Raw genomic sequence first — 22,170 nt, forward strand, 5'->3', positions numbered from 1 at the left:
TTGCAGTAACGATATGACACGCTGGCGCCTATACGCCGGCGTTGTCTCCATTTCGTGCAGAAGGGAGGCATGGATCTGGAACCTATAACTGCCCGGCAGCGCCAGCTGCTTCTGCTCTTGCTCGACAGACCGGAGGGCATGACGGCTGCAGAGATCGCGTCTGAGATCGGGGTCAGCGTCAGAACGGTCCATCGGGAGCTGGAAGCCGTTGAGGAGCATCTACAGGGTGCGGGGGTACTGCTTTACAAAAAGTCGGGAACGGGCATCCGGCTGGAGAGCAAGGCGCCCGGGGCCGAAGCAAGCCTTCGGGCACGGCTGATCGCAGGCAAGCCCGCAGATTACTCCGGGGAAGAGCGGAAAATCCTTCTGCTCTGCGCGCTGCTGGAAGCCGAGGAGCCGGTTAAGCTGTTTGCCTTGGCCCACAGCTTGAAGGTCACGGTTCCGACCATCAGCAATGATCTGGATGAGGTCGAGCCGTGGATGAAGCGGTTCGGACTGTCGCTGATCCGGCGCAGGGGATATGGCGTCGAGATCGAAGGGGCGGAGAGCGGCAAGCGGTGGGCAATCTGCAGGCTGGCCGATGAGCATGTGGATTACTCCGATCTGGTCGGAGACGGCTACGAAGACTACAGTCATCCCGCCATCGCCCGCCTGCTGTCCATGATCGACAAGCCTGTCCTTCTGGACGTTGAAAGAGCCCTATGGGATATGGGCTGGAGCTGGACGGAGAGCTTAACCGAAGAAGCCTACACACGGATGCTGATCGCTCTATCGGTCACCGTAAGCCGAATTCGGCAGGGGCGTCCGATTGAATCCATCCGGCCCGAGGAGGCAGGAAGCGCAAAAGCGATGCTGGCTGACGCAAGAAGCTTTGCCGTCCGGCTGGAAAATACGCTGGACCTAAGGCTCTCCGACGCAGAGGTTGTTTATATCGCAAAATTGTTTGACGCAGCGGGCGAAATGTCGGAGATTATCGAGCTCGCCCATTCCGATGTCGAAATGGTGGAGATTGCGCACCGGTTGACCGAAGCGGTGGCGAAGCGGACAGGGCTGGATTTTCAAGAGGACCGGACGCTTCGGGCCGGATTGGTGGAGCATCTGGGTGCCGCAATGAAGCGGCTCCGGGAGGGCACCCGCATCCGTAATCCGCTGCTGAGTCCGATCCGCAAGGATTACGAGGAGCTGTTCGGCATCGTCCGTCAGGCGGTGGATGAAATCCGAAACGGGCTGGATGTGCCTGATGAAGAGATCGGCTTTCTCGTCATGCATTTCGGCGCATCCATTGAACGGCTGAATCAGCCGGAGCAGCCTGTGAGGGCGATTCTCGTCTGCTCAAGCGGGCTAAGCTCATCCAGGCTTCTTGGAACCCGGCTGCGCAAGGAGATGCCTCAGATCGAGGTTCTCGGCAACGCGTCATGGTATGAAGCGGCGCGGATGCCGGAGGAGCAGTATGATCTGATTATTTCCACGATTGACCTGCCCCTTTCAAAAGATAAATACATCCGGCTGAGCCCGCTGCTTACGGCAGATGATAAGGAGCGTCTGCTCCATTTCCTCCAGCGCGCGGCGACAAAGCCGGCAGGGGGCAGCGGAGGCGCTGCTGCCGCAGGGCAAGATGAGCGCAAGGCCGCATCCTTCGAGCGATTGCGGATGCAGGCCGCGCTCATGAACGAAATCGTGGCGCTGTTAGACGGCTTCCATGTATACCGCCTGGATAATGCTCCGGCGGATCTGGAAGGAACGCTGACAGACGCGTTATCGCGCATGCATGCGTTGGAGGCGGTACATGATCCGGGGAGCGTGGTGAACCGCCTGCTTGAGCGGGAACGGATGGGCACGCAGCTCATCCCCGAGACGAGGCTCGCGCTGTTCCATACCCGGAGCCGGCACATTGCGAAGCCTTCAATCACGCTCTTCCGTTTGGCGGAGCCCGTTCCGCTCGAAGAGGGGCTGGAGGCCGACGTCATCCTGCTGATGCTCGCCCCGAAGCAGCTCCCGAAGGAGAGTCTGGAGGTGCTGAGCGAGATTAGCGCGATGCTGCTCGGCTCCGAGCTGATCGAGCTGATGGAGCAGGGCAGCGAAGAAGAGATACGCTCCTTCTTGGCGGAGGAGCTGCAGCATTTTTTGAATCATAGACCATAAGTACACGGACAAATCGAACATAGACTATAGAAAGAGGGAGATTAACGATGACCAACATACTGTCGAAAGAAAAAGTGATTTTGAACGCTCAGGCGAGCAGCAAGAGCGAAGCGATTCGCATGGCAGGCAACCTGCTGGTGAAGGCGGGCCATGTGTCGGAGGACTATGTGGACAAAATGCTGGAGCGCGAAGAGATCGCCTCCACGTACATGGGCGGCGGCCTCGCCATACCTCATGGCACGAAAGAAGCCAAGGGCATGGTCGCTTCTACGGGCCTGTCCATCGTTCGCTTCCCGGAGGGCGTTGATTTTGGCGGCGACGAGCCGGCCTTCATCGTTATCGGCATTGCGGCTGCCGGCGGCGACCATATGGAGATTTTGACGAATGTAGCGATGATCTTCACCGATGACGAGAGCATTGAGAAGGTTATGAACGCTTCGACGGAGGAGGAGATCCTCGCCATCTTCGAAGGGGGAATGGGCGCATGAAGGCGGTCCATTTCGGAGCAGGCAACATCGGGCGCGGGTTTATCGGACTTCTTCTGTCTCAAGCAGGCTACGAGGTTTGCTTCGTCGATGTGAACGAAGAGCTGGTATCCGAGCTGAAAGCACGCGGGGAGTATCCGGTGACGCTTGCCAGCGAAGGTCAGGAGACGACGGTGGTCAAGGGCATCACTGCGCTGAACAGCGCCTCGGAGCCCGAAGCGGCTGCGCGGGCAGTTGCGGAAGCCGATATTGTGACAACGGCGGTAGGCGTCAATATTTTGAAGTTTATCGCGCCTACGATTGCGGAAGGACTAAAGCTCCGGCTGCAGGGGGAGGCTGCTCCGCTTCACATTATCGCTTGCGAGAATGCCATCGGCGGCAGCACCCAGCTGAAAGAGCATGTCTATGGCCTGCTGGATGAGGAGACGAGACGGAAGGCGGATTCCAGCATTGCGTTCCCGGATGCGGCCGTTGACCGGATTGTACCGCTCCAGCAGCATGAGGACCGGCTCAAGGTGGTTGTCGAGCCTTTCTATGAGTGGGCAGTGGACCGTTCGCAGATGCTGGATGGCTTCAAGCCGGTCGAGGGCGTGCATTATGTGGACCGGCTGGAGCCGTACATTGAACGCAAGCTGTTCACGGTGAATACCGGGCACTGCTCCGCTGCCTACATCGGTTTCCTGAAAGGATACGAGACGATTCAGGATGCGGTGAAGGACGATGAGGTGGCGAAGCATGTCCGTGCCGTCCTGGATGAGACCGGCGCGGCGCTGATCCACAAGCACGGCTTCAATCCGGCGGAGCATCAGGCATACATTGCAACCATTCTGGACCGTTTCCGCAACCCGGCTCTTACCGATGAGGTGGTGCGCGTAGGACGCTCCCCGATCCGGAAGCTGTCGCCCGGGGACCGTCTCGTGTCCCCGGCCATGCTGGCCTTCGAAAGCGGACTGGCATACAAAAGCCTGGCCAAATCGATGGCGGCCGCGCTGCTGTTCGACGTGCCTGAGGACCCGGAAAGCGCTGAGCTGCAGCGCTCCGTTCGCGAGATCGGACCAAGCGATACGGCGTCCAAGTATACGGGCATTGCGGGCGAGCATCCGATTATGGGCGAGCTGATGGAGCACTATGAGGCGCTGAAGATTGAGCTGGAAAACCGATCCTAAGCTTAAGCAGGGAAGCGCCGAGTTGAAATTGAAAAGCCCCGGATTCCTTAATTATAGGGAATCCGGGGCTTTTTGCCATGGACATTCAATGGTTGGAGCGATTTATGAGTAAAAGGCCGGGTGATCTTCAGCAGGCTTGACGATAAGTATGCCGCCTATGAACAGAGCCTAGGGAAGTATGTGTTTCCGCAGCTGCTCGGCCTCCTCGATGGTCGCTGCCGGAGCGACGATGAACCATGGATTCGCGTCTACGTCCGGATCGCGGGTGACTTGAATCAATACTTGCTGAAAGCGGTCCTTCATGTATAGCTGACCGAGCGTCTCGATCGTTACGCTATCAATCGCGCCATTCGATTTGAACGTGTACGATGGATAATTCAAGAAGGAGATATAGGTGTCATTGCTGCTTCCCTGCGGGTCTTCGTATATGCGGTCATAACGATACAGCGGATACTCAGTATCAGGATCAGAGCTCATCGTGAAGTCATACAGAGGGACCCGAATCGATCCGTCGAACAGCGGCTCTTGGAACAACCGGCGATAATAAGTTCCCTCAATTTCGATGGTCGTAGGAACGGCAGAGGAGGGATCTTCCGCAGTGTACTGTACGGCAGGATAGCTCATTCGGATCTCATACGGAAATTTGGGGAATCCGAAATCATAGATCATGACATAGAGTACAGCTGCAATGGCTGCGAATATGAGGCTGAACTTCATAAGTCGCGGCATGGAGGACCTCCTCGGAATTTTAGATATGGTCTATCTTCAAGAAAAAGCCAGGAAGCACATCATTAACTATTCTGGCATACCTCGTCTCATGCCTTCACGGCTGCATCCCCGGTCTTGCGCTCGGAGATATAGCAGGCGAGGCCCAATAAGAAGGCGATTCCCGCCAGAATGGCCCCTACCCAAGGCAGGGCGTTCAGGCTTAGATGCGTGATGACAAGCCCTCCGATGAAAGCCCCGGCCGCATTCCCCAAGTTGCCGGCGGAATGGGAGGAGGTTGAGGCGAGCGCTGGCGCTCCCTGCGCCAAGTTCATCACCCGAATTTGCAGGCCGGGCATGACGGCGAATGAGGCCGCTCCCCACAGCACAATGGTTACCACAGCCAATATCGGCTGGTGAATGGTGAACGTCAGGATCGCCAGGATGACGGCGGTCGCGAAATAGATGCTTAGGATCGAAGGCATGAGCTTCCAATCGGCCAGCTTCCCGCCAACGATGTTGCCCAGCGTAACGCCGCAGCCGAATAAAATGAGGATCCACGTGACGCTTGCCTCCGCGTATCCCGTAATCTCGATCAGCAGGGAAGCGATGTAGGTAAACACCGCGAACAGGCCGGCATTGCCGAGCGCGCCAATGAGCAGAAACAGCGTCAGCTTGGGCTTCAAAAGCTCCTTCACCTGCTGGACAATGCCTGAAGACTGCTCCTGGCGAATCTGCGGAATGAAGATCAGGATGCCGACCAGCGCAAGGACGCCCATGATGGCAATTGCGCCGAAGGAGGCGCGCCAGCCCATCTGTTGACCGATGAAGGTACCGAGCGGGACGCCGATTATATTGGCGATCGTCAAGCCGGCCATCATAATGGAGACGGCGCCAGCCCGTTTGTCCGGGCGAACGAGGCCGGAGGCGATCACCGCGCCGACCCCGAAGAAGGTGCCGTGCGTTAACGCCGTCAGCATCCGGGCGCCCATGAGAACGGCATAATTCGGTGCAAACACGGAGATTCCGTTGCCGAATATGAATAGTCCCATTAGCAGAAGAAGGAGCTTCTTCTGCGGAATTTTATGCGTAAGAATCGTCAGGATGGGAGCGCCGACGGCAACCCCCAAAGCGTACATCGTGATCAGCTGGCCCGCCATCGCGATGCTGACGTTTAGATCTGCGGCGACATTCGGTAGAATTCCCATGATGACGAACTCCGTCATGCCAATCGCAAACGCGCCGACCGTAAGCGATAGAATGGACACGGGAAACGGTTGTTTAATGGATGGATTGCTGTTACTAAGCTGCTGGGATAATGCCATTGTGTTCTGTCAACCTTTCTGCTGCTTCTAATATATTGATAATCCCAATCTTTATAATCGGTTTAAGCAGGCCTGCTACATATTATTTAACGATGATGAAATATAATCAAGTTATTATTTGGAGAGAAGAGCTTGTCCAATCGTTGTACGGGGAGGGTACGGTCGTTTCGACACCGCTAAACGGTTGTGTAAGCCGGTGTACGTTGCTCTTTGGAATTGGCTTGGGGAAGGGAGTGCTGCCGAAGAACAGCAATCCCTTTTTTTGATTCAGGCAATTATTCCATGTTTCGGCATGATCATCGCCAGTCGCGGATACTATGTCGGATCCGGACTATTAAAAGCAAGTAAAGGACTCGATTCTTCTTAAATCAAAGCCCGAGAATACCCAGGTGCTTCCGGTCCACCGGAAACCTGCTACAGAAGTACGTCCTACGAACGTTGGGAAGAACCAAAAGCCCCTCCCGCGTCTAGGCCATATAAACGTGAACCGGAACAGACAGCCCCGAATGGCGCCGGGATCAACCGCAAAGGTTGAAGGGCCAGCTCCGGTGACGGAAGTTGCGGCGGGGTTCTGGGGAATGAACTGGGGAGGAGGGGATGTCGGTCCTTGCTGCATTCCTTGCAGTCCCGGTGGTCCCAACAGTCCTGGCGGCCCAGGCGGTCCTTGGGGTCCTTGCAGTTCTGGTGGTCCTTGCGGCGGCAAAAATGCCATATAACTTCACTCCTTCATGGGATTCATGCTGCCATGCACGGCTTGCAAGAGTCTGCAAACGGCAGTGGCCACCGCTTGGCTACCGGCCCTCTGCAAGCTTGCATCCGTATAGGCAGCAGATACATTCGTTGGTTTGTACAATCCTATACGAATGGTGATTTATGATTTTCATCATATGCTATGCAGAAGCCCATGCAGGTGTGACCGATGTTAATGGAATGGAGAAGCGGGGGGGAAGGAAGGCGAATATAGCGGCTGAATGCATAAGTGATGTGAACAAAATAAATATTCCTTTACAGGAATATTCCTAGTGTGGTATATTCAATTCAAGAACACGGCATAATCAAATAAACGCATCGAGGTGATGTTGGTGGCTGGAATAGACAGTAGACAAAAGCCGTATTCCCCGAAGCTTCGGTTCTATAACCGTCACCACCAGGAATGAAGCAAGCGATATTTAGTGCATTAGCCGAGCCGAGCCGTCTTGCGATTGTAGAGCTGCTCCTCGGAGGTCCGATGACGGTGGGTGATATCGCCGAACGTCTGCAGATTCGCCAGCCTCAGGCTTCGAAGCATCTGAAGGTGCTGCTGGAGGCCGGATTGGTAGAGGTTCAGGCGGAAGCGAACAGGCGAAACTACATGCTTCGCTCGGAGCCCTTTCAAGAGCTGGATGCATGGCTGAATGATTACCGCAGAATATGGAATGAACGTTTTGACAGCTTGGACGCATACTTGAAGAAATTGCAATCGGGCGAGAAGAAGGACCCATAGCCTAACTTAAACTTGAGGAGGAAATGATGATGACAAGCAAAATGATTACCCGAGTGGAAGGACCTGTAATTGTGTTGGAGCGTGTATTCGACGCGCCGCGAGAGCTCGTATTCGAGGTGTTCTCGGACGGGGAGCATCTGAAGCACTGGTGGGGTCCGCGTGGCTGGGAGACAACCGTGTCGAACATGGATTTTCGTCCCGGCGGTTCATGGCATTATTGCATGACGTGCATGGATAAGAATCAAGGAGAATTTTATGGCATGGAGTCATGGGGGAAATCGGTCTACCATGAGATTGAGAAGCCTACCAAAATCGTTTACACCGATTATTTCTCCGATGCCGAAGGCAATACTTCCGAGGAACTTCCAGCGTCCACAACAACGATGACATTCGAGGAGCTGGACGGAAGAACGAAGATCGTCTCCCGGACCGTATATCAATCCGCGGATGAGCTTAAGAAGGTGCTCGAAATGGGCATGGAGGAAGGCATTACGCAAACTTGGGACCGCCTCGAGGAATACTTGCTTGCCAAGAAATAAACCGCATAGGGAGAGACCGGCCTTCGGGAGAAGTGCCGGTCTTTTTTTTGAATCTGTTGATGCCGATAACCTTAGGCTGCAGCCCTGACGTTTTTCCACTTGAAAAAAGATGCGTAAACGTTCAATATAAAGATATATTAACTAAAGAAAATATAGCGTCTGTGAAACATACACATAACGATACGTTACTAGGAGGAACCGATGATGGAAATCGGAATTAGCTCGTTTGTTGAAACCGTGCCGGACGTTCACACCGGCGAATTGATCAGCCACGCCCAAAGGCTGCGCGAGGTCGTGGAGGAAATTGTGCTGGCCGACCAGGTCGGCTTGGATGTATATGGAGTAGGCGAGCATCATCGCCAAGATTATGCGGCCTCGTCCCCTGCGGTCGTGCTTGCGGCTGCTGCCTCCCGGACCAAGTGGATCCGGCTGACAAGCGCGGTGACGGTGCTGTCATCAGCGGATCCGGTACGGGTATTCCAGGACTTCGCCACGCTGGACGCGATTTCGAACGGACGCGCGGAAATCATGGCCGGGCGGGGCTCATTCATCGAATCCTTTCCTTTGTTCGGCTATGATCTTCATGATTACGATGAGCTGTTTGAAGAGAAGCTGGAGCTGTTGTTAAAAATTCGGGAGTCGGAGCGGGTGACCTGGGAGGGCCGGCATCGCCCGGCCATCCATAATCTGGGCGTATATCCGCGTCCTGTGCAGAACCCCCTGCCCGTATGGATCGGCAGCGGCGGCAACTCCGAATCCGTCGTCCGGGCCGGCCTGCTCGGCCTGCCGCTCGTGCTGGCGATCATTGGCGGGAGCCCGCTGCAGTTCGCCCCGCTCGTGAAGCTGTATAAAGAAGCGGCCGCCCATGCAGGGCATGATGTATCGAAGCTTCCGGTCGCCTCGCATTCCCATGGATTTATCGCGGAGGATACGGAGCTTGCCGCGGATAAGTTCTTTCCCTCCACCCAGGCGGCCATGAACGTGCTCGGCCGGGAGCGCGGCTGGGGTTACTATGATCGCGCCCGTTTCGATGCTGCACGCAGCTTCGAGGGAGCCCTCTATGTAGGCGATCCGGAGACGGTCGCTCAGAAGATCATCCATCTTCGCAAGCATGTGGGTATTACCCGGTTTATGCTGCACGTGCCGGTCGGCTCGATGCCGCATGAAGAGGTCATGAGGGCGATCGAGCTGCTCGGTACGGAGGTTGCGCCTCGGGTTCGTTCCGAGATCGACCGGTGGGAAGCGGCCGGCGAGCCGGCGGAGTAAGCAAGCAAATCCAATTAAAATTCCGTTTGACAAATCAGACAATGTAAAATATGATAAGTCCATCGAATGACAGTCAGTACTGACATTCATGTAGGAAGGGGGGACTTTCATGAGTAGAGATCAACATATAAGCAGTGACGACAAGCTGCTGCAGGCCGCAATCGATCTGATATCCCGGAAGGGCTACAACGGCGTCACGACGCAGGAGATTGCCTCGGCAGCCGGGCTCAGCGAGAAGACTCTATTCCGAAAGTTCGGCAGCAAGCGAAATCTCCTGGAGATGGCGTTCGAACGCTATCATTACGGTCAAGAAATGACGAAGCTTTTCGCGGAGAAGCTCACGGGAGAGCTTACTGCGGATCTGATTCTGATCAGCCGGACGTACCATGACTTGATGATCCGGAACCGCAAGCTGATCACGATCAGCATCAAGGAGAGTGATCATCTCCCGGGACTTCGAGAGATGACCAGCAAGCATCCGAAGCAGTTTCTGGACGTGTTGACGAAATATTTTACGATCATGACGGAGAAGGGGAAGCTGGTTGCCGGAGATCCCGAGCTGCGGGCGATCTCGTTTATGATGATGAACTTTGGCGCGTTCATGAACGAGCTGGATTCCAAGGAGATATTTCCTTCCGTAACGCTGGATGACTTTATTGAGGAGAGTGTGCGGATTTTTGCTAGGGCGTTAACCCCCTAGTTTTTTTCAAAGCATACGTCAGTAAGTACTGACAGACATGCTAATCTCGCTGTTTAAAATTTTCTACTCACAAGGAGGGTGAAGCTTTAATGGAGACTCGGAAGCTGATGCGTGTCCTCATGTTCACGCTGTGTCTGTCCGCTATGAGCGGATTGATGTTTAACTTTGTCCTGCCGGACATGCGGGAGGAATTCAGCTTGAGCACCGCTCAGGTTAGCTGGGTAACTTCCTCGTATTCCCTGCTGTACGGGATCGGCACGGTTCTGTACGGGAAGCTGACGGAACGCTACCAGCTCAAAAATTTGCTGTCATTCGGTCTGCTGCTGTTCGCGGCCGGCTCTCTGGTCGGCCTCGTCTCCCAGGCATTCTGGATGGTCCTTGCCGCAAGATGCCTTCAGGCGATCGGCGCGGCGGCGATACCGGCGGCGGCAACGCTTATACCGATTCGCTACTTCCCGCCGGAGCGAAGAGGAGCAGCCATGGCGACAGCCTTTATTGGATTGTCCATCGGCAGCGCGCTTGGGCCGGTGGTGTCCTCGCTAGTGGCCGGCTTTGCTCATTGGCGCTGGCTGTTCAGCATCCCTTTGCTGATTCTCATCACGCTTCCTTTTTACCGGAAATATCTGAAGGACGAAGACCCTCAGTTTCCAGGATCATTCGACCTGCTGGGAGGCGGCCTGCTGGCTGTCGCGATCACTTGTCTGCTGCTGGGAATAACGAACGGAATCTGGTGGCTTCCGCTAGCCGGACTGCTGGTAGCCGCGTTGTTCATTGTCCGGATTCATCGTGCATCCGTCCCGTTCGTGAGCCCGGTTTTGTTCCGGAATCAAGAGTATTCGGTTAGGCTTGTCATCATGTTTCTGTTCAGCGGCGCGGCCTTTGCGCTGCATTTTCTAAGCCCGTTGCTGCTGGCAGAGATTCATGCGCTGCCTCCAGGTTGGATCGGATTTGTCATGGTGCCGGCCGCCGCGGCCTCCGCTCTGCTCGGGAAGACAGGGGGAAAGCTGGCCGATGCCAAAGGGAACACGGATCTGTTTCTAACCGCCATGATTATGTTGGTCGCTTGCTTTGTACTCTTATCCACGTTCTCCGCCATTTCAGCCGTCGCGGTTGCTCTCTTCCTGATTCTAGGTAATGTCGGGCAGACGTTCGGGATGATTGCACTATCCAACTCCGTCTCCCTTAGCTTAGCGAAAGAGCAAGCCGGCATCGGGATGGGATTGATGCAGATGCTGAATTTTATTTCGGCGGGGATCGCTTCCGGTGTGTACGGAACAATGCTCGATATCCGCTCCGAGGTATCGTGGAACCCCTTGTATGCCTATGCCGAGGGGCAGGTTTACAGCAATATTTATTTGGTGCTAGCCGGGCTGCTGCTCGCCATGCTGATGTTCTATTCCCTACGGTTCGGGAAAACGGAGCACGGTCATATAAGAGCGGCGGGAAGCTGATATCGCATGCTTTCGAGTCCATTCATTACAAATAGGAAATATAGGAGGAGATTCTAATGACAACCACTTTATTCATTAAAGCCAACAACCGCCAAGGGGCCGTCACAAGCAGATTATACGACGCATTTTTCAATAGCTACCGCGAGGCACATCCGAATGATGCGGTGGTTGAGGTCGACCTGTATCAGGAACGCATTCCCCTTCTGGACGACATTATGATTAGCGGGAATTTCAAGTCAGCCATGGGCATGGAGCTTTCGGAGGAAGAGCAGGCCGTTCGGGACATCGTCAACCGGCACTTGGAGCAATTTCTTGCCGCCGACAAATTGGTGTTTGCCTTCCCGCTCTGGAATCTGACGGTTCCTGCAGTGCTGCATGCCTACCTGGACTACATGCATCATCCGCGTAAAACGTTCAAATATACGGAGCAGGGCTTGGTCGGTCTGTTGGGTGACAAAAAAGCAGCACTGCTGAATGCTAGAGGCGGGATCTATGCGGAGGGCGATCCATCCGAGATGGCGGTCAGCTTCGTAAAAAATCATCTCAACGTGTTCGGGATTACCGACATTACTACGATTATCATTGAGGGGCATAATCAATTCCGGGATCGAAGCGAGGAAATCATTGAGGAAGGCCTTCGGCGGGCAGCCGAAGCGGCAAAGCTTTTTTAAATCATGGAGAAGCTGGTTATTTTGACATATTACACGCTCTGCTAGTTACTTTGTGACAAAAAATTACAAAATCCAGCAGGAAATTGTCGGGAATTTGAGTCATGAAGCCTATATTCAATGAAAAACAATGTAAGTTATAGTTTGATTAGGTCATTCATTCAGAACTATATGTTGTATCTTTCGACAATTGAATCGTTCGTACGATAATCGCAAACCCACTGAAAAGTGGCGACGCAAAGCTATAGGGGCTAATGGGGTTCTGCATAGAACCGCGATGCCAGCCAGTTGCCGAATACGACGGAAGCCTCCGTCACTTCTTGCTAGTTACTACCTATGTCTACAAGCTGACGGAGGCTATTTGTTGTTCACAAATTTTTATAGGGAGGCTCCTGCAGTAACTGCCTGTTCCTTAAAAGTTACGGTCAATTGCCTGAAAGGAGGTGAATGATGCGGAACATGATTTCCCGCAGCGCGGTATAACTACAGCAGTTCGACTCTCAGCGGATAACAAGGAATATTCATGCGGCAGCGTCTTTGACAGCAAACCAATCGAATCGTTTCGTACGATAATAGCAAACCCACTGAAAAGTGGCGACGCAAAGCTATAGGGGCTAATGCGAATCTGCTAAGATACGTGATGCCAGCCAGTTGCCGAATACGACGGAAGCCTCCGTCCTATTTTGCTATGGTAATCTTCATGGATGGAGGTTTTTTATTTTTCGCTAAGAGCTACCGAATCTTCACAGCGGCGATAAATAGGAGATCGATTTCATTATTAATCACTTATTCTTAACAAGGAAGAAGGGAAAATAATGGGCCAAAGAACATTGCTGAAAGTAAACGATCATTTTCCTAATATCCTCAGCATCTCTGAAATTAAAGAAAGGCTGATCGAGCGAAAAGAAATCCTGTATCTGTTGCAAGAGGAAACCAGGAATATTATTTGTGATTGCGGACCCAGAGGGAACCGTTATCGATTATTGCGGGACGGAGCTGTTAAAAGGTTATTTTGAAAGAAATCATTTGAAAATCGGAACATCTTCTGCTATGAACAAGGCGGGAATCAATGCCATTGCGTTATCCATGGAAAATCAATCGGTCTCAGTCGTAATCGGCGCCGAGCACAGCAATAAATTGTTTGCAGAGCTGTCCTGCGTTTGCACGCCAATACGAATAAATCATGTTATTATAGGCTACCTCAGCCTCTGTTTTCATTACTTTCACGAGGTTACATTTGTACTGCCCCTCATTGAACATCTGGCCAAAAATATTGAAGAAAAGTTACCCCAAAAGGATCCCATGCTACAAAAAGAGCTGACCTACTCACTCTTTGACCAATATGAATTAACAAACCGCGAGAAAGAAATCGCCTACGAATGGCTGGAAAATAAAAACGTGCCTGAAATTGCGGATATTTATGGAATCAGTCAAAGCACGGTCCGTACTTTCATCAAAAAGATATACGCCAAAACGAGAGTCAATCATAAAGGGGCATTCCTAAGAAAATTTACATGAAGATATAGGCAATACACAAGCACTAATTACCCAATTATGGGTATTTTATTTATTAAAGTAAAATTTTATAATTATAGGCAAGCCACTGATGACAGATAGTTAAAATTTAAACTAATTCATAATTCGTACAATCTATCGCAAACCCATCGAAAGGGTGGTGACGCGAAGCTGCAGAGGCTGTTGTGGACGCTCATATGCAACCACGATCCCTGCAATTGGCCGAATACGACGGAAACCTCTGATCCGCCATGCGACAACGATTGAATAGGGAACTGTTTATTTTAGATAACCCTGCTGACCTGACGCCGCTGCAGAAACTGAATCGGGTAGCCTTCAACATTTCATGAAGAGGAGCATGCTTTAACGGTTTGTTCGTTTAGGAATGAGCGATCAACTCTCTGTTTGAGAAGGTTTGCCGCAAAAACGTTGGCAGCTGTCATAAATCACTTGCTACGATGGGGGTGGGTGGATGTGATGGTTTCTATAGAGAACGAACTGAAGCATGTATCCGACGAGCTCGAATATCTCAGGAGGGAACTTGAGCGAATGGCCGGCAGTCTTGAATTCGTACATCAAGATGTTGTCGCACTTTCGCAGTCGTTCGATAAGCTGATTGTCCGTTACATGGAATTAAAAAGCCATGAGGAAGAGATCAATAGAAAGTGCGCAAAGTTAAATAAACCAAGCCATGAGTAATAAGTCCTCCATAAAAAATAGAACCCCGGATGTCGATTCTCGACCTTCTGGGGTTATTTGCTTAAAGATATGGTGCTTCCAGCTTTAAGGGAAGCCATTTCAAGTCAGGTGCTTGGATTCAATCATTTTTCTGTACGAGCGAACAGCTGCTCCAATTATCCATTGTAATGTACCCGCGCCTAACAAGCGCGAAAATCGTATTGGTTCGGCAATACCATTCCAAGTTGGGTACAGATGGCGAATCACCGCTTGCCTTCGTCAAGACACCCTCATACGTCCAGTATCCGCCTTTCTTCCAGCGGACAAGTCTCCCATGCTTCTTGGCCTGTTCCAGCGCTTCTTGTTGTATTTCCGATAACGTCAATTCATCCTCACCACACAAATCCTGTAATATCTGTCTAGAAGACGGATGGAATATACCAATTAAATCATATGAATCTGAATATATTCTGAATAACCTGTGTTGAAAAACGGTCGATGGGCATTGTTAGGTGAACTGATGCATCGTCGAGTAAAAGGATCAGAATACCAGACATTATGTCTGGACATTTTCGGAACACTACTCTATAATCAAATAGTTACCTTGAGTAACCAATTGGATGGAGGTTTCCCCATGAGCACCCACCGACATTTTTTTCAGCAGTACTTCAGACTGTACCGCCCGTTCGTCAATGAACTGAACCGGCGGCTCGAGGTTTTTGGGCTGTATTATGCCCAGTGGTCGATCATGTATTATCTGGACGCGAACCAATCGATGACCTTGGTGGAATTGTCCAAAGTTTTGTATGTAGAGAAGCCCACGGTGACTAGAACGGTGAACGCATTGATCAAGTTGGGTTATGTGGAGCAGATCCCGGCATCGGACAAGCGGGAGAAGCGAATCCGTTTATCAAGTAAGGGCATCGATGTCGCGTTGCAGATTCGTCAATTATTCGATGACTACGAGATGGAGATTATGGAAGGTGTCTCCGCTGAGGAACAAGCCAGCGTCATCCGTGTCATGGAGACAGTCAGGGATAACATTATAAGAAAAGGTGATTAACTTGCAGCAAGAAAACTCCCAAGATCGTTTATGGAGCAAGGACTTTTTGATTGTGTTCGGCGTCAATTTCCTGCTCTTTCTTTGTTTTTATCTATTGGTTGTTATTATGCCCACTTATGCAGCTGAGGAATTCCATGCATCGACTGGAATGGCCGGCTTTGCTTCCAGTATCTTTGTGGTGGGGGCGCTGATCGGGCGGCTGATCGGAGGCAGCATTATCGAGAGGGTCGGACGAAGACCGCTGCTGTTGACCGGATTGGTCTCATTCAGCGTCTTAATCGGTTTGTATTTCATCATTAACAGCTTAGCGGTGCTGCTCATCGTCCGTTTCCTCCACGGCCTGGCCTTCGCGCTGGCCTCTACCGCGACCGGCACGATTGCCGCGAGCTTGATTCCAAACTCGAGAAGGGGTGAAGGGACAGGTTATTATGGTGTCAGCATCATCATTGCATCGGCAATCGGCCCTTTCATCGGACTTATGATTCTGGAGCATGCCTCCATGACAGGCAATTTTGTCCTTTGTGCAATCCTGGGCGTGCTCTCATTGGTATCCTCGTTATTCATGCGCATTCCGAAGCTGGTGCTCACCGCCGAACAGGCACGGGAGATGAAGGGCTTCCGGCTATCCAACTTCATTGAGCTCAAGGCGCTTCCGATTTCGATCATAAGCTTTGTGATGGGCTTTGGATATTCGAGCATTTTGTCGTACCTGAAGATCTTTGCGGGGGAAATCGGGCTGGTGGAAGCGGCAACCTACTTCTTCATCGTGTATGCGATCGTGGTGATTCTGTCCCGGCCGTTTACCGGACGCTGGTTTGACCACCGGGGAGCGAATGTTGTGATGTATCCGGCTATCGTATCCTTTGCGATCGGGATCCTGCTGCTCGGTCTGGCACATCATGGAATAACCCTTCTGCTGTCCGCGGTGTTCGTAGGCCTCGGATACGGCACGACACAGTCCAGCTCCCAGGCGCTCGCCATTAAACGCTCTCCGGCGCACCGGATCGGTCTTGCAACATCGACCTTTTACATTTTTGTGGACGTCGGCATCGGGTTCGGTCCGCTCCTTCTTGGCTTCCTTACGCCGCTGGCAGGGTTCCGGGGCATGTACATGACCATAGCGGTCCTGCTGGCGCTGTCGGTGATTCTGTATTATTTCCTCGTCGGGAAACGAGAAAGCCGAGAGAAGGCTGCCCGAACGGCTGCCTAACCAAGATTCGTATTCAGAGAAGCTTAGGTGACGGCTCCTTGGCCTTGGATTTGGCACGACAAGGTTCCAGTTCCAGACGCTCGCCATTAAACACTCTCTGGCCCACTTAGAGCCGTCTTAAGCCTGTAGATTAACCTCCGTAAGGAGCAGATCTGCAGGCTTTTTCTGTTGTACCCCATGTCCTAACCGGGATGCATAAGGAAAGTAAACAAGGGGGTTGTGGCTTAAGTGGTAGCTCTTCAGGAAAAAACGTTTATAGTCGTTTCATCCGATCTCCGCACACATGACCTGTTATACAATGAATAATGATTGTCTGTGCGTCTCATTTATTTTTTCGTGGAGGAGTGAGGCATTTATGGCGCATGCAAGTGAGGTGTTAAGAAATCAGCTGCTCGCGGGTGCGAATGATCCGAGCTGGTATATTCCCTTCCAGCAGTCCACCCGGGATCTGACGGAGGACGAGGCGTTCTGGACGCCGGCGAACGACAGTCACAGCATTGCAGAGATCGTTCAGCATCTGCTCTATTGGAATGAAACGTGGCAGACCCGGTACAGGGAAGAACGTATGGATGCGGTGCCTGCAATTGAAGACAATAATCTCAGCTTTCTCCTTCCGGATCATGTGACGTTTGCCGAGCTAAGGAAACGACTGCTGGAGGTTTTACTAGGATGGCAGCCGCTGCTGTCCGAGTCTGCGGATACCCTGGAGAAGGATGTTAGCGGTTTTCCGGAGCCGGCCAAGTGGTGGGAGATCATCAGCAACGCTGCAACACATAATGCTTATCATATCGGCCAGATTGTTTACATCCGCAAGCTGCAGAAGAGCTGCAGGGCGCTGGATTGGTAATGTTAGAGGAGGGGTGTTCTCAGCACTGCACATGCGGATTGTACTTCCGATCCCTCTTATCCCCGGGTTTCCTCTAATCCCATTTCGTTTGCTGAAGTCAGGGGATAAAGGGGAACGCTCCGCTTCTAATGATTCTTAACTTGAAAAAATGAACCTTCAAGCGAAAATAAAGCCAGCTTCGGGCTCAACCGAAACTGGCTTTCTATATGATTTAGCTAACCTTCTTCATTCTATTAACTTGAACAAACCCAGACGCTCGAAGAACCCTCAAACTTGCTTGTATATTGTTCCCCTACTTAAAGCGCCTCTTTAATGACTCGCTTGTAGAACATCACGGACAGCAGGCCGAAGATGGAGTACAGCGCCGTGTACAGCAGCATGACGATAACCATTGGAGTCCAAAGTTCGGTTCCAAAGAAGAACCAGCCCGATTTAACCGCAAAGTAGCTGTGCGACAATCCCACAATCAGCGGAATGCCGAAGTTAAAGAGCTGCTTGAACTGAATGCCCCGGAGCAGATTTCCCTGAGTGTACCCGAGCTTACGCAGAATCGTGTAGGTCGGCTTCTCTTCCTCGCCTTCATCCATCTGCTTAAAGTACAGGATACAACCGGAAGTAATAAGGAAGGTTAGGCCAAGGAAGCCAACGATAAACATGATTAGCCCCATGTTGATCTTCTGGTCCGTGATCATCCCGATTTGGGAGAAATTACCGGGATGTTCCCCAATCCCCAGATCCATGTATACTTGGTTCGCCTGATTGATGGCCGCTGGATCTACGATATCGATGCCATGGTAGACAGTCGTTCCCTTCTGGATCTTGGGATCGAGATCCTGCATTAACCGTTCAAATACGGTTTGGTCGACAATGGCGGTCGGCAGGCCGCCGTTGGAAAAATTAACCGAGATGTAGGAGTCCTTGTTCGTTCCGATCAGCTGTTGCGGAATGCTCTCCTTGCTTCCGCTAAGCTCAATCTGTCCTGTGGCCTGAATGGACATGAACTGCTGGATCGCATCGCTTGAACCCGTAAACAGCGTTTCTTCCGGGGATAGGTCCACGTCTTTAATTCCTTCATCACTGATGACCCCGATGATCATGGAGCCGGTCTGTCCCGTTTCTTCAAAGCTGGAACCGATAATCCTGGAGACGTCGACGTCCACCTGAATCACGTCCCGATCGGTCTGCTTGAATTCAATATCCGCCTCCGCAAGCGCATGCGTGAAGGCTGCAAGATCGTCCTGTACCGCGATGGCAAAATGATTCGGAACGCTTTGCTGCGCCGACTTCTCCGCCGAATAATACGAGATGTAGCTTAGCGACAGCAGCCCGATGGCGAGCGCTGAGACGGTTGTGATAATGGTGAGCAGCAGGGCGTTCGACTTCATCCGGAACATGATCGAGGAGAGCGAGAGCACCTCGTTCACCGACAGATACCCGCCCTTGCTCTTGCGGATCAGATTGAAAATAAAGCTGACCGATCCCTTGTAGAACAGGTAGGTTCCGATAATGACCGACCCAAGAATGAAGACCATCGCCATAAACAATTCATTCATGTTTGTGAAATCACCGCTGAACAGCTTGGTGGATACATAGTAACCGACCAGGATGAGCCCGACGCCGAGCAGCCCGAGAATCATCTCGCCAACCGACATTTTCCGGACGCGGTTCTCGGTGGTCGATACGACCCGGAAGAGCGACAGGATGCTCTGTCCCTTAATGAATGTGAAATTCATGACCATGATCAGAATGTAGATGGCGGCGAATACGATGGCCGTCTGGATCAAGGCTTGGCTGGAAAATCTAAGGGTGGCCTCGCTTTCGACGCCGGTCACCTTGAACAGAATCATCAGGATCAGCCGGGAAGCGGCGAAGCCGGCAAGAACGCCAATCACCATCGAGCCGAAATACAGGATCAGATTTTCCGCGCTCAGGATCCTGAAGATTTTTCCCTTGGTGAGCCCGATCAGCTGGAACAGCCCGATCTCCTTGCTTCGGCGTTTGATGAATATCGTATTGGCGTAGAGCAGGAAGATGGCGACAATTGCTACCAGCAGCACCGAGGCGGCCCCGAGTCCGGCGGCTCCTTTCACCGAGCCCTTCACTTCATCCATGGATGGATCGTACTGCAGCGTAACGAAGGAGAAGTACAAGCCGACACTGAAAATCAGCGCGAAAACGTACAGATAATAATTTTTAATATTTTTCTTCAAATTACGGTAGATCAGATAATTAATGTTCATGCTGCACACCGCCCAGCACGCCTTGGGTTTTGATAATATCGTTGAAGAACGCTTGTCTCGACTGCTCGCCCTTGTTCAGCTGCGTATAGATTTGACCGTCTTTGATAAAGACGACCCGGCTGCAGTAGCTGGCTGCGCCTGGATCATGGGTCACCATGATGATCGTCGAGTGGATCTTCTGGTTCAAATCGCTCAGCTTGTTGAGCAGGTCCGAGGCCGATTTGGAATCCAGCGCCCCGGTCGGTTCATCGGCGAATATAATGCTCGGATCATGGATGAACGCCCGCGCCGCCGAGGTCCGCTGCTTCTGACCGCCGGAAATTTGGTTCGGATATTTATCCTTGAGGTCATAGATTCCAAGCTCTGTCGCAATCCGCTGGAATTTCTGATCGGCCTCCTTCTTGGATACCTTCTTGATGGACAGCGGGAGCAGGACATTTTCCTTGACGGTCAGGGTATCGAGCAGATTGTAATCCTGGAAAATAAAGCCCAAGTGATGCTTCCGGAACTCCGCAAGCTCCTTCTCCTTCATGCCGGTAAATTCCTTACCCTCGATTTTGATGCTGCCGAGGCTGACTTTATCGATAGAGGACAGTACGTTCAGCAGCGTGGTTTTCCCGGAACCGGAGGCGCCCATGATGCTGACGAATTCTCCTTTGTCCACGTTGATGTCGATGCCCTTCAGAACTTCCTGTTTATTGAATTTGTTGCCGTAGCTTTTATGGATTTGATGTGCTTCAAGAATGGCCACGTTTTTCTTCACTCCTTTGTCGTATGGATACCGGGGGGCTTTAGAGCTCAGCACTCCAAGAAGCCCAACTGGTCTCCCATGGAAAATAACCTGGCAGATGTGCCCTGAGCATTCATCACACCGATCGGCCTCCGGTTATTTTCTTGTTGTCCTTATCATAAAGGAGGAGGCAGGGCTTTTCCTTCGATTCGGCGAACAAAGCGCAAAAGCATGTGACATTGTTGTCACATGCCGGTAATATGGACGATTTCATTCTTCTTCGGGAAGATGAGCGTGAAGATACTCCCTTCTCCGGGCGTGGATACGACGCGAATGCGGATGAAGAGAGCATCCGCTACCTTTTGCGTCAAATACAAGCCCATGCCCGTTGCCGCGCTGTCATGGTGCTGGGTCGTAGAGGTGAAGCCCTTGTCGAAAATGCGGGGCAAATCCTTCGGATCGATGCCGCGGCCGAAATCCTGAATGGTCAGCTGTGCATGTCCATCGACCAGGACGCTTTCAATGATAATGTCCGAAGCTTCGCTGTATTTGACGGCATTGGTCAGCAGCTGCCGGATCATGAAGCCAAGCCATTTGGCATCGGTCAGCACTTCCGTAACCTCCAGGGAGACATCAAAGCCGATGCCCTTTTGGAGGCACCAGGATTTGAGCGCCCGGATTTCATTGTGGATGATCGGCTCCAAAAGCGCGGTTTCGATAAACAGATCGTTCTCGATGAACGGGATGCGCTTCTGATGCAGCTGTTGATCCAGCAGCAGGTGGATGCGGAGCCATTCGTACATGAGCCGGGACTTAAGCGTTTCATCCTCCATGCGTTCAATGATTAATTGCATCGTGGTCAGCGGAGTCTTCACCTCGTGAATCCAGGACATGATTTCGTCCTTCTCCTGCTCCATCTCCATGCGGCGCATGGAGGATTCACGCTTGAAGCGTTCAGTCTGCAGCGTGAGCATCTCCATAGCGAGCGTTTCGAACGGAAGCTCCGGCTGATCGATTGCGGCCAAGTCATAAGTGTCGTCCCACGCCTCCAGGCTCTTGTAGAACCTCGTCTCCCGGTTGTAGCGCACGGCCAGAAACACGATGAACACCAGCGTGGACAGGAAGGCGATGTAAAGGATCGGCTGGAAGGGAATGGCGTTGTCGATCGCGGCAACGAACAGGAGCAGCACCTGCAGGCACACAAACAGCAGAATCCAGCTCAGCCGTTCTCTCAAATAGGCACGGATCATGAATGAACCTCTTCCGTTGCCATATAGCCTTGCCCGACCTTGGTTTCAATATAGGTGTCAAGCCCAAGCGGTTCCAGCTTTTTGCGCAGCCGGTTCACGTTCACCGTCAAGGTGTTGTCGCTGACGAAATGCTCGTTGTCCCATAGGCTCTTGATCAGATCTTCCCGGCTGATGATCTGATTTTTGCGCTCAATCAGCATTTTCAAAATGAACATCTCGTTCTTCGTTAATTCCACGGATCCCGAAGGGCTCGTAACCATGTTTTTCACATATTCAACCGTAGCTCCGCGCCAGGTTCTCAGCTCTGTGCGTTCGGTGTTGTAGTTGTACACACGGCGGAGCGTAGCTTGAATTTTGGCGATAAGAACCTCGAAGTGGAACGGCTTCTGGATGAAGTCATCGGCTCCAAGCTGCATGGACATGACCATATCGGTCGGATGGTCGCGCGAGGACAGAAAAATAATCGGCACGTTCGAATGGGAACGAATCATGCGGCACCAGTGAAAGCCGTCATATTTCGGAAGCTGAATATCGATGATCACCAGATCCGGCTGCACGGCCGTAAATTCCTGAAGCACGCTCCCGAAATCATGGATTCCGTATACGTCGTACGACCACTGGGTCAGACGTTCCTTGACTTCATGGAACAGGGTCGCATCGTCTTCGATCAGCATAATTTTGAACAAAGGAGTCACCACACTTTATGT

The 22,170-nt window shown here is 52.2% G+C and carries 21 protein-coding genes and 2 riboswitches; of the genes, 14 read left to right on the top strand and 7 right to left on the bottom strand.

Annotated features, from left to right (window positions below; genetic code table 11):
* Positions 1-69 precede the first annotated feature (69 nt).
* Genes NST44_RS06215 through NST44_RS06225 form a run of 3 tightly spaced genes read left to right on the top strand, consistent with a single transcriptional unit; the run spans position 70 to position 3,793 of the window.
* Positions 70-2,142: a BglG family transcription antiterminator gene (locus tag NST44_RS06215; RefSeq protein ID WP_007129037.1), complete on the top strand. Its 2,073-nt coding sequence runs from the start codon at positions 70-72 to the stop codon at positions 2,140-2,142.
* Positions 2,143-2,189: 47 nt separating this feature from the next.
* Positions 2,190-2,630 carry a PTS sugar transporter subunit IIA gene (locus tag NST44_RS06220; RefSeq protein ID WP_007129036.1) on the top strand — a complete coding sequence of 147 codons (441 nt, stop codon included), beginning with the start codon at positions 2,190-2,192 and terminating at the stop codon, positions 2,628-2,630.
* A complete protein-coding gene (locus tag NST44_RS06225) occupies positions 2,627-3,793 on the top strand; it encodes a mannitol-1-phosphate 5-dehydrogenase (protein ID WP_007129035.1) in 1,167 nt (388 codons plus the stop codon). The genes NST44_RS06220 and NST44_RS06225 overlap by 4 nt, the downstream gene beginning before the upstream one ends.
* Before the next feature lie 168 nt (positions 3,794-3,961).
* Here the strand turns inward: NST44_RS06225 and NST44_RS06230 are convergent, their stop codons facing one another.
* Both NST44_RS06230 and NST44_RS06235 read right to left on the bottom strand, forming a co-directional pair.
* Positions 3,962-4,522 carry a hypothetical protein gene (locus tag NST44_RS06230; protein WP_007129034.1) on the bottom strand — a complete coding sequence of 187 codons (561 nt, stop codon included), beginning with the start codon at positions 4,520-4,522 and terminating at the stop codon, positions 3,962-3,964.
* Between the two features lie 86 nt (positions 4,523-4,608).
* Positions 4,609-5,823 (bottom strand): MFS transporter, encoded by a 1,215-nt coding sequence (locus NST44_RS06235; RefSeq protein WP_007129033.1) that lies wholly within the window; start codon positions 5,821-5,823, stop codon positions 4,609-4,611.
* A gap of 1,153 nt (positions 5,824-6,976) precedes the next feature.
* On the opposite strand from NST44_RS06235, the gene NST44_RS06240 reads away from it, so the two are divergent.
* The 8 genes from NST44_RS06240 (at position 6,977) to NST44_RS06275 (ending at position 14,144) form a co-directional block, all read left to right on the top strand.
* The gene (locus NST44_RS06240; protein WP_040738328.1) at positions 6,977-7,306 is read left to right on the top strand and encodes an ArsR/SmtB family transcription factor; all 330 of its coding nucleotides are present in this window, start codon (positions 6,977-6,979) and stop codon (positions 7,304-7,306) included.
* Between the two features lie 26 nt (positions 7,307-7,332).
* A complete protein-coding gene (locus NST44_RS06245) occupies positions 7,333-7,845 on the top strand; it encodes an SRPBCC domain-containing protein (RefSeq protein ID WP_007129030.1) in 513 nt (170 codons plus the stop codon).
* A gap of 204 nt (positions 7,846-8,049) precedes the next feature.
* A complete protein-coding gene (locus NST44_RS06250; RefSeq protein WP_040738327.1) occupies positions 8,050-9,111 on the top strand; it encodes an LLM class flavin-dependent oxidoreductase in 1,062 nt (353 codons plus the stop codon).
* Positions 9,112-9,220: 109 nt separating this feature from the next.
* Positions 9,221-9,811, top strand: coding sequence for a TetR/AcrR family transcriptional regulator (locus NST44_RS06255; RefSeq protein ID WP_007129028.1), 591 nt, complete (start codon positions 9,221-9,223; stop codon positions 9,809-9,811).
* 89 nt (positions 9,812-9,900) lie between these two features.
* Positions 9,901-11,262 carry an MFS transporter gene (locus tag NST44_RS06260; RefSeq protein ID WP_007129027.1) on the top strand — a complete coding sequence of 454 codons (1,362 nt, stop codon included), beginning with the start codon at positions 9,901-9,903 and terminating at the stop codon, positions 11,260-11,262.
* A gap of 56 nt (positions 11,263-11,318) precedes the next feature.
* Positions 11,319-11,933 carry an FMN-dependent NADH-azoreductase gene (locus NST44_RS06265; protein WP_007129026.1) on the top strand — a complete coding sequence of 205 codons (615 nt, stop codon included), beginning with the start codon at positions 11,319-11,321 and terminating at the stop codon, positions 11,931-11,933.
* A 198-nt stretch (positions 11,934-12,131) separates the two neighbouring features.
* A riboswitch (cyclic di-GMP riboswitch) is annotated at positions 12,132-12,226 on the top strand.
* A 268-nt stretch (positions 12,227-12,494) separates the two neighbouring features.
* Positions 12,495-12,589, top strand: a riboswitch (cyclic di-GMP riboswitch).
* Between the two features lie 289 nt (positions 12,590-12,878).
* Positions 12,879-13,448, top strand: coding sequence for a helix-turn-helix transcriptional regulator (locus tag NST44_RS06270; RefSeq protein ID WP_340898364.1), 570 nt, complete (start codon positions 12,879-12,881; stop codon positions 13,446-13,448).
* Between the two features lie 474 nt (positions 13,449-13,922).
* Positions 13,923-14,144 (top strand): aspartyl-phosphate phosphatase Spo0E family protein, encoded by a 222-nt coding sequence (locus NST44_RS06275; protein WP_007129024.1) that lies wholly within the window; start codon positions 13,923-13,925, stop codon positions 14,142-14,144.
* Positions 14,145-14,262: 118 nt separating this feature from the next.
* Here the strand turns inward: NST44_RS06275 and NST44_RS06280 are convergent, their stop codons facing one another.
* A complete protein-coding gene (locus tag NST44_RS06280; protein WP_007129023.1) occupies positions 14,263-14,508 on the bottom strand; it encodes a hypothetical protein in 246 nt (81 codons plus the stop codon).
* A gap of 249 nt (positions 14,509-14,757) precedes the next feature.
* On the opposite strand from NST44_RS06280, the gene NST44_RS06285 reads away from it, so the two are divergent.
* From NST44_RS06285 to NST44_RS06295, 3 genes are all read left to right on the top strand, one after another.
* Complete coding sequence (locus NST44_RS06285; RefSeq protein WP_007129022.1) at positions 14,758-15,186, top strand: MarR family winged helix-turn-helix transcriptional regulator; 429 nt, start codon at positions 14,758-14,760, stop codon at positions 15,184-15,186.
* Entirely contained in the window at positions 15,179-16,396 is a 1,218-nt protein-coding gene (locus tag NST44_RS06290; RefSeq protein ID WP_100085199.1) for an MFS transporter, read from the top strand. Before NST44_RS06285 ends, NST44_RS06290 begins: the two co-directional genes overlap by 8 nt.
* A 355-nt stretch (positions 16,397-16,751) precedes the next feature.
* Positions 16,752-17,243 (top strand): DinB family protein, encoded by a 492-nt coding sequence (locus tag NST44_RS06295; protein WP_007129020.1) that lies wholly within the window; start codon positions 16,752-16,754, stop codon positions 17,241-17,243.
* A gap of 296 nt (positions 17,244-17,539) precedes the next feature.
* Here the strand turns inward: NST44_RS06295 and NST44_RS06300 are convergent, their stop codons facing one another.
* The 4 genes from NST44_RS06300 to NST44_RS06315 form a co-directional block, all read right to left on the bottom strand.
* On the bottom strand, positions 17,540-19,483 hold the full coding sequence (locus tag NST44_RS06300; protein WP_007129019.1) for an FtsX-like permease family protein: 1,944 nt from the start codon (positions 19,481-19,483) through the stop codon (positions 17,540-17,542).
* Positions 19,473-20,234, bottom strand: a complete 762-nt coding sequence (locus NST44_RS06305) for an ABC transporter ATP-binding protein (protein ID WP_007129018.1) — start codon at positions 20,232-20,234, stop codon at positions 19,473-19,475. The genes NST44_RS06300 and NST44_RS06305 overlap by 11 nt, the downstream gene beginning before the upstream one ends.
* A gap of 224 nt (positions 20,235-20,458) precedes the next feature.
* The gene (locus NST44_RS06310) at positions 20,459-21,463 is read right to left on the bottom strand and encodes a sensor histidine kinase (protein ID WP_007129017.1); all 1,005 of its coding nucleotides are present in this window, start codon (positions 21,461-21,463) and stop codon (positions 20,459-20,461) included.
* Positions 21,460-22,149, bottom strand: coding sequence for a response regulator transcription factor (locus NST44_RS06315; RefSeq protein ID WP_040738326.1), 690 nt, complete (start codon positions 22,147-22,149; stop codon positions 21,460-21,462). Before NST44_RS06315 ends, NST44_RS06310 begins: the two co-directional genes overlap by 4 nt.
* Positions 22,150-22,170 lie beyond the last annotated feature (21 nt).

The organism is Paenibacillus sp. FSL W8-0919, assembly GCF_038003785.1.
GTDB lineage: Bacteria > Bacillota > Bacilli > Paenibacillales > Paenibacillaceae > Paenibacillus_AQ > Paenibacillus_AQ lactis.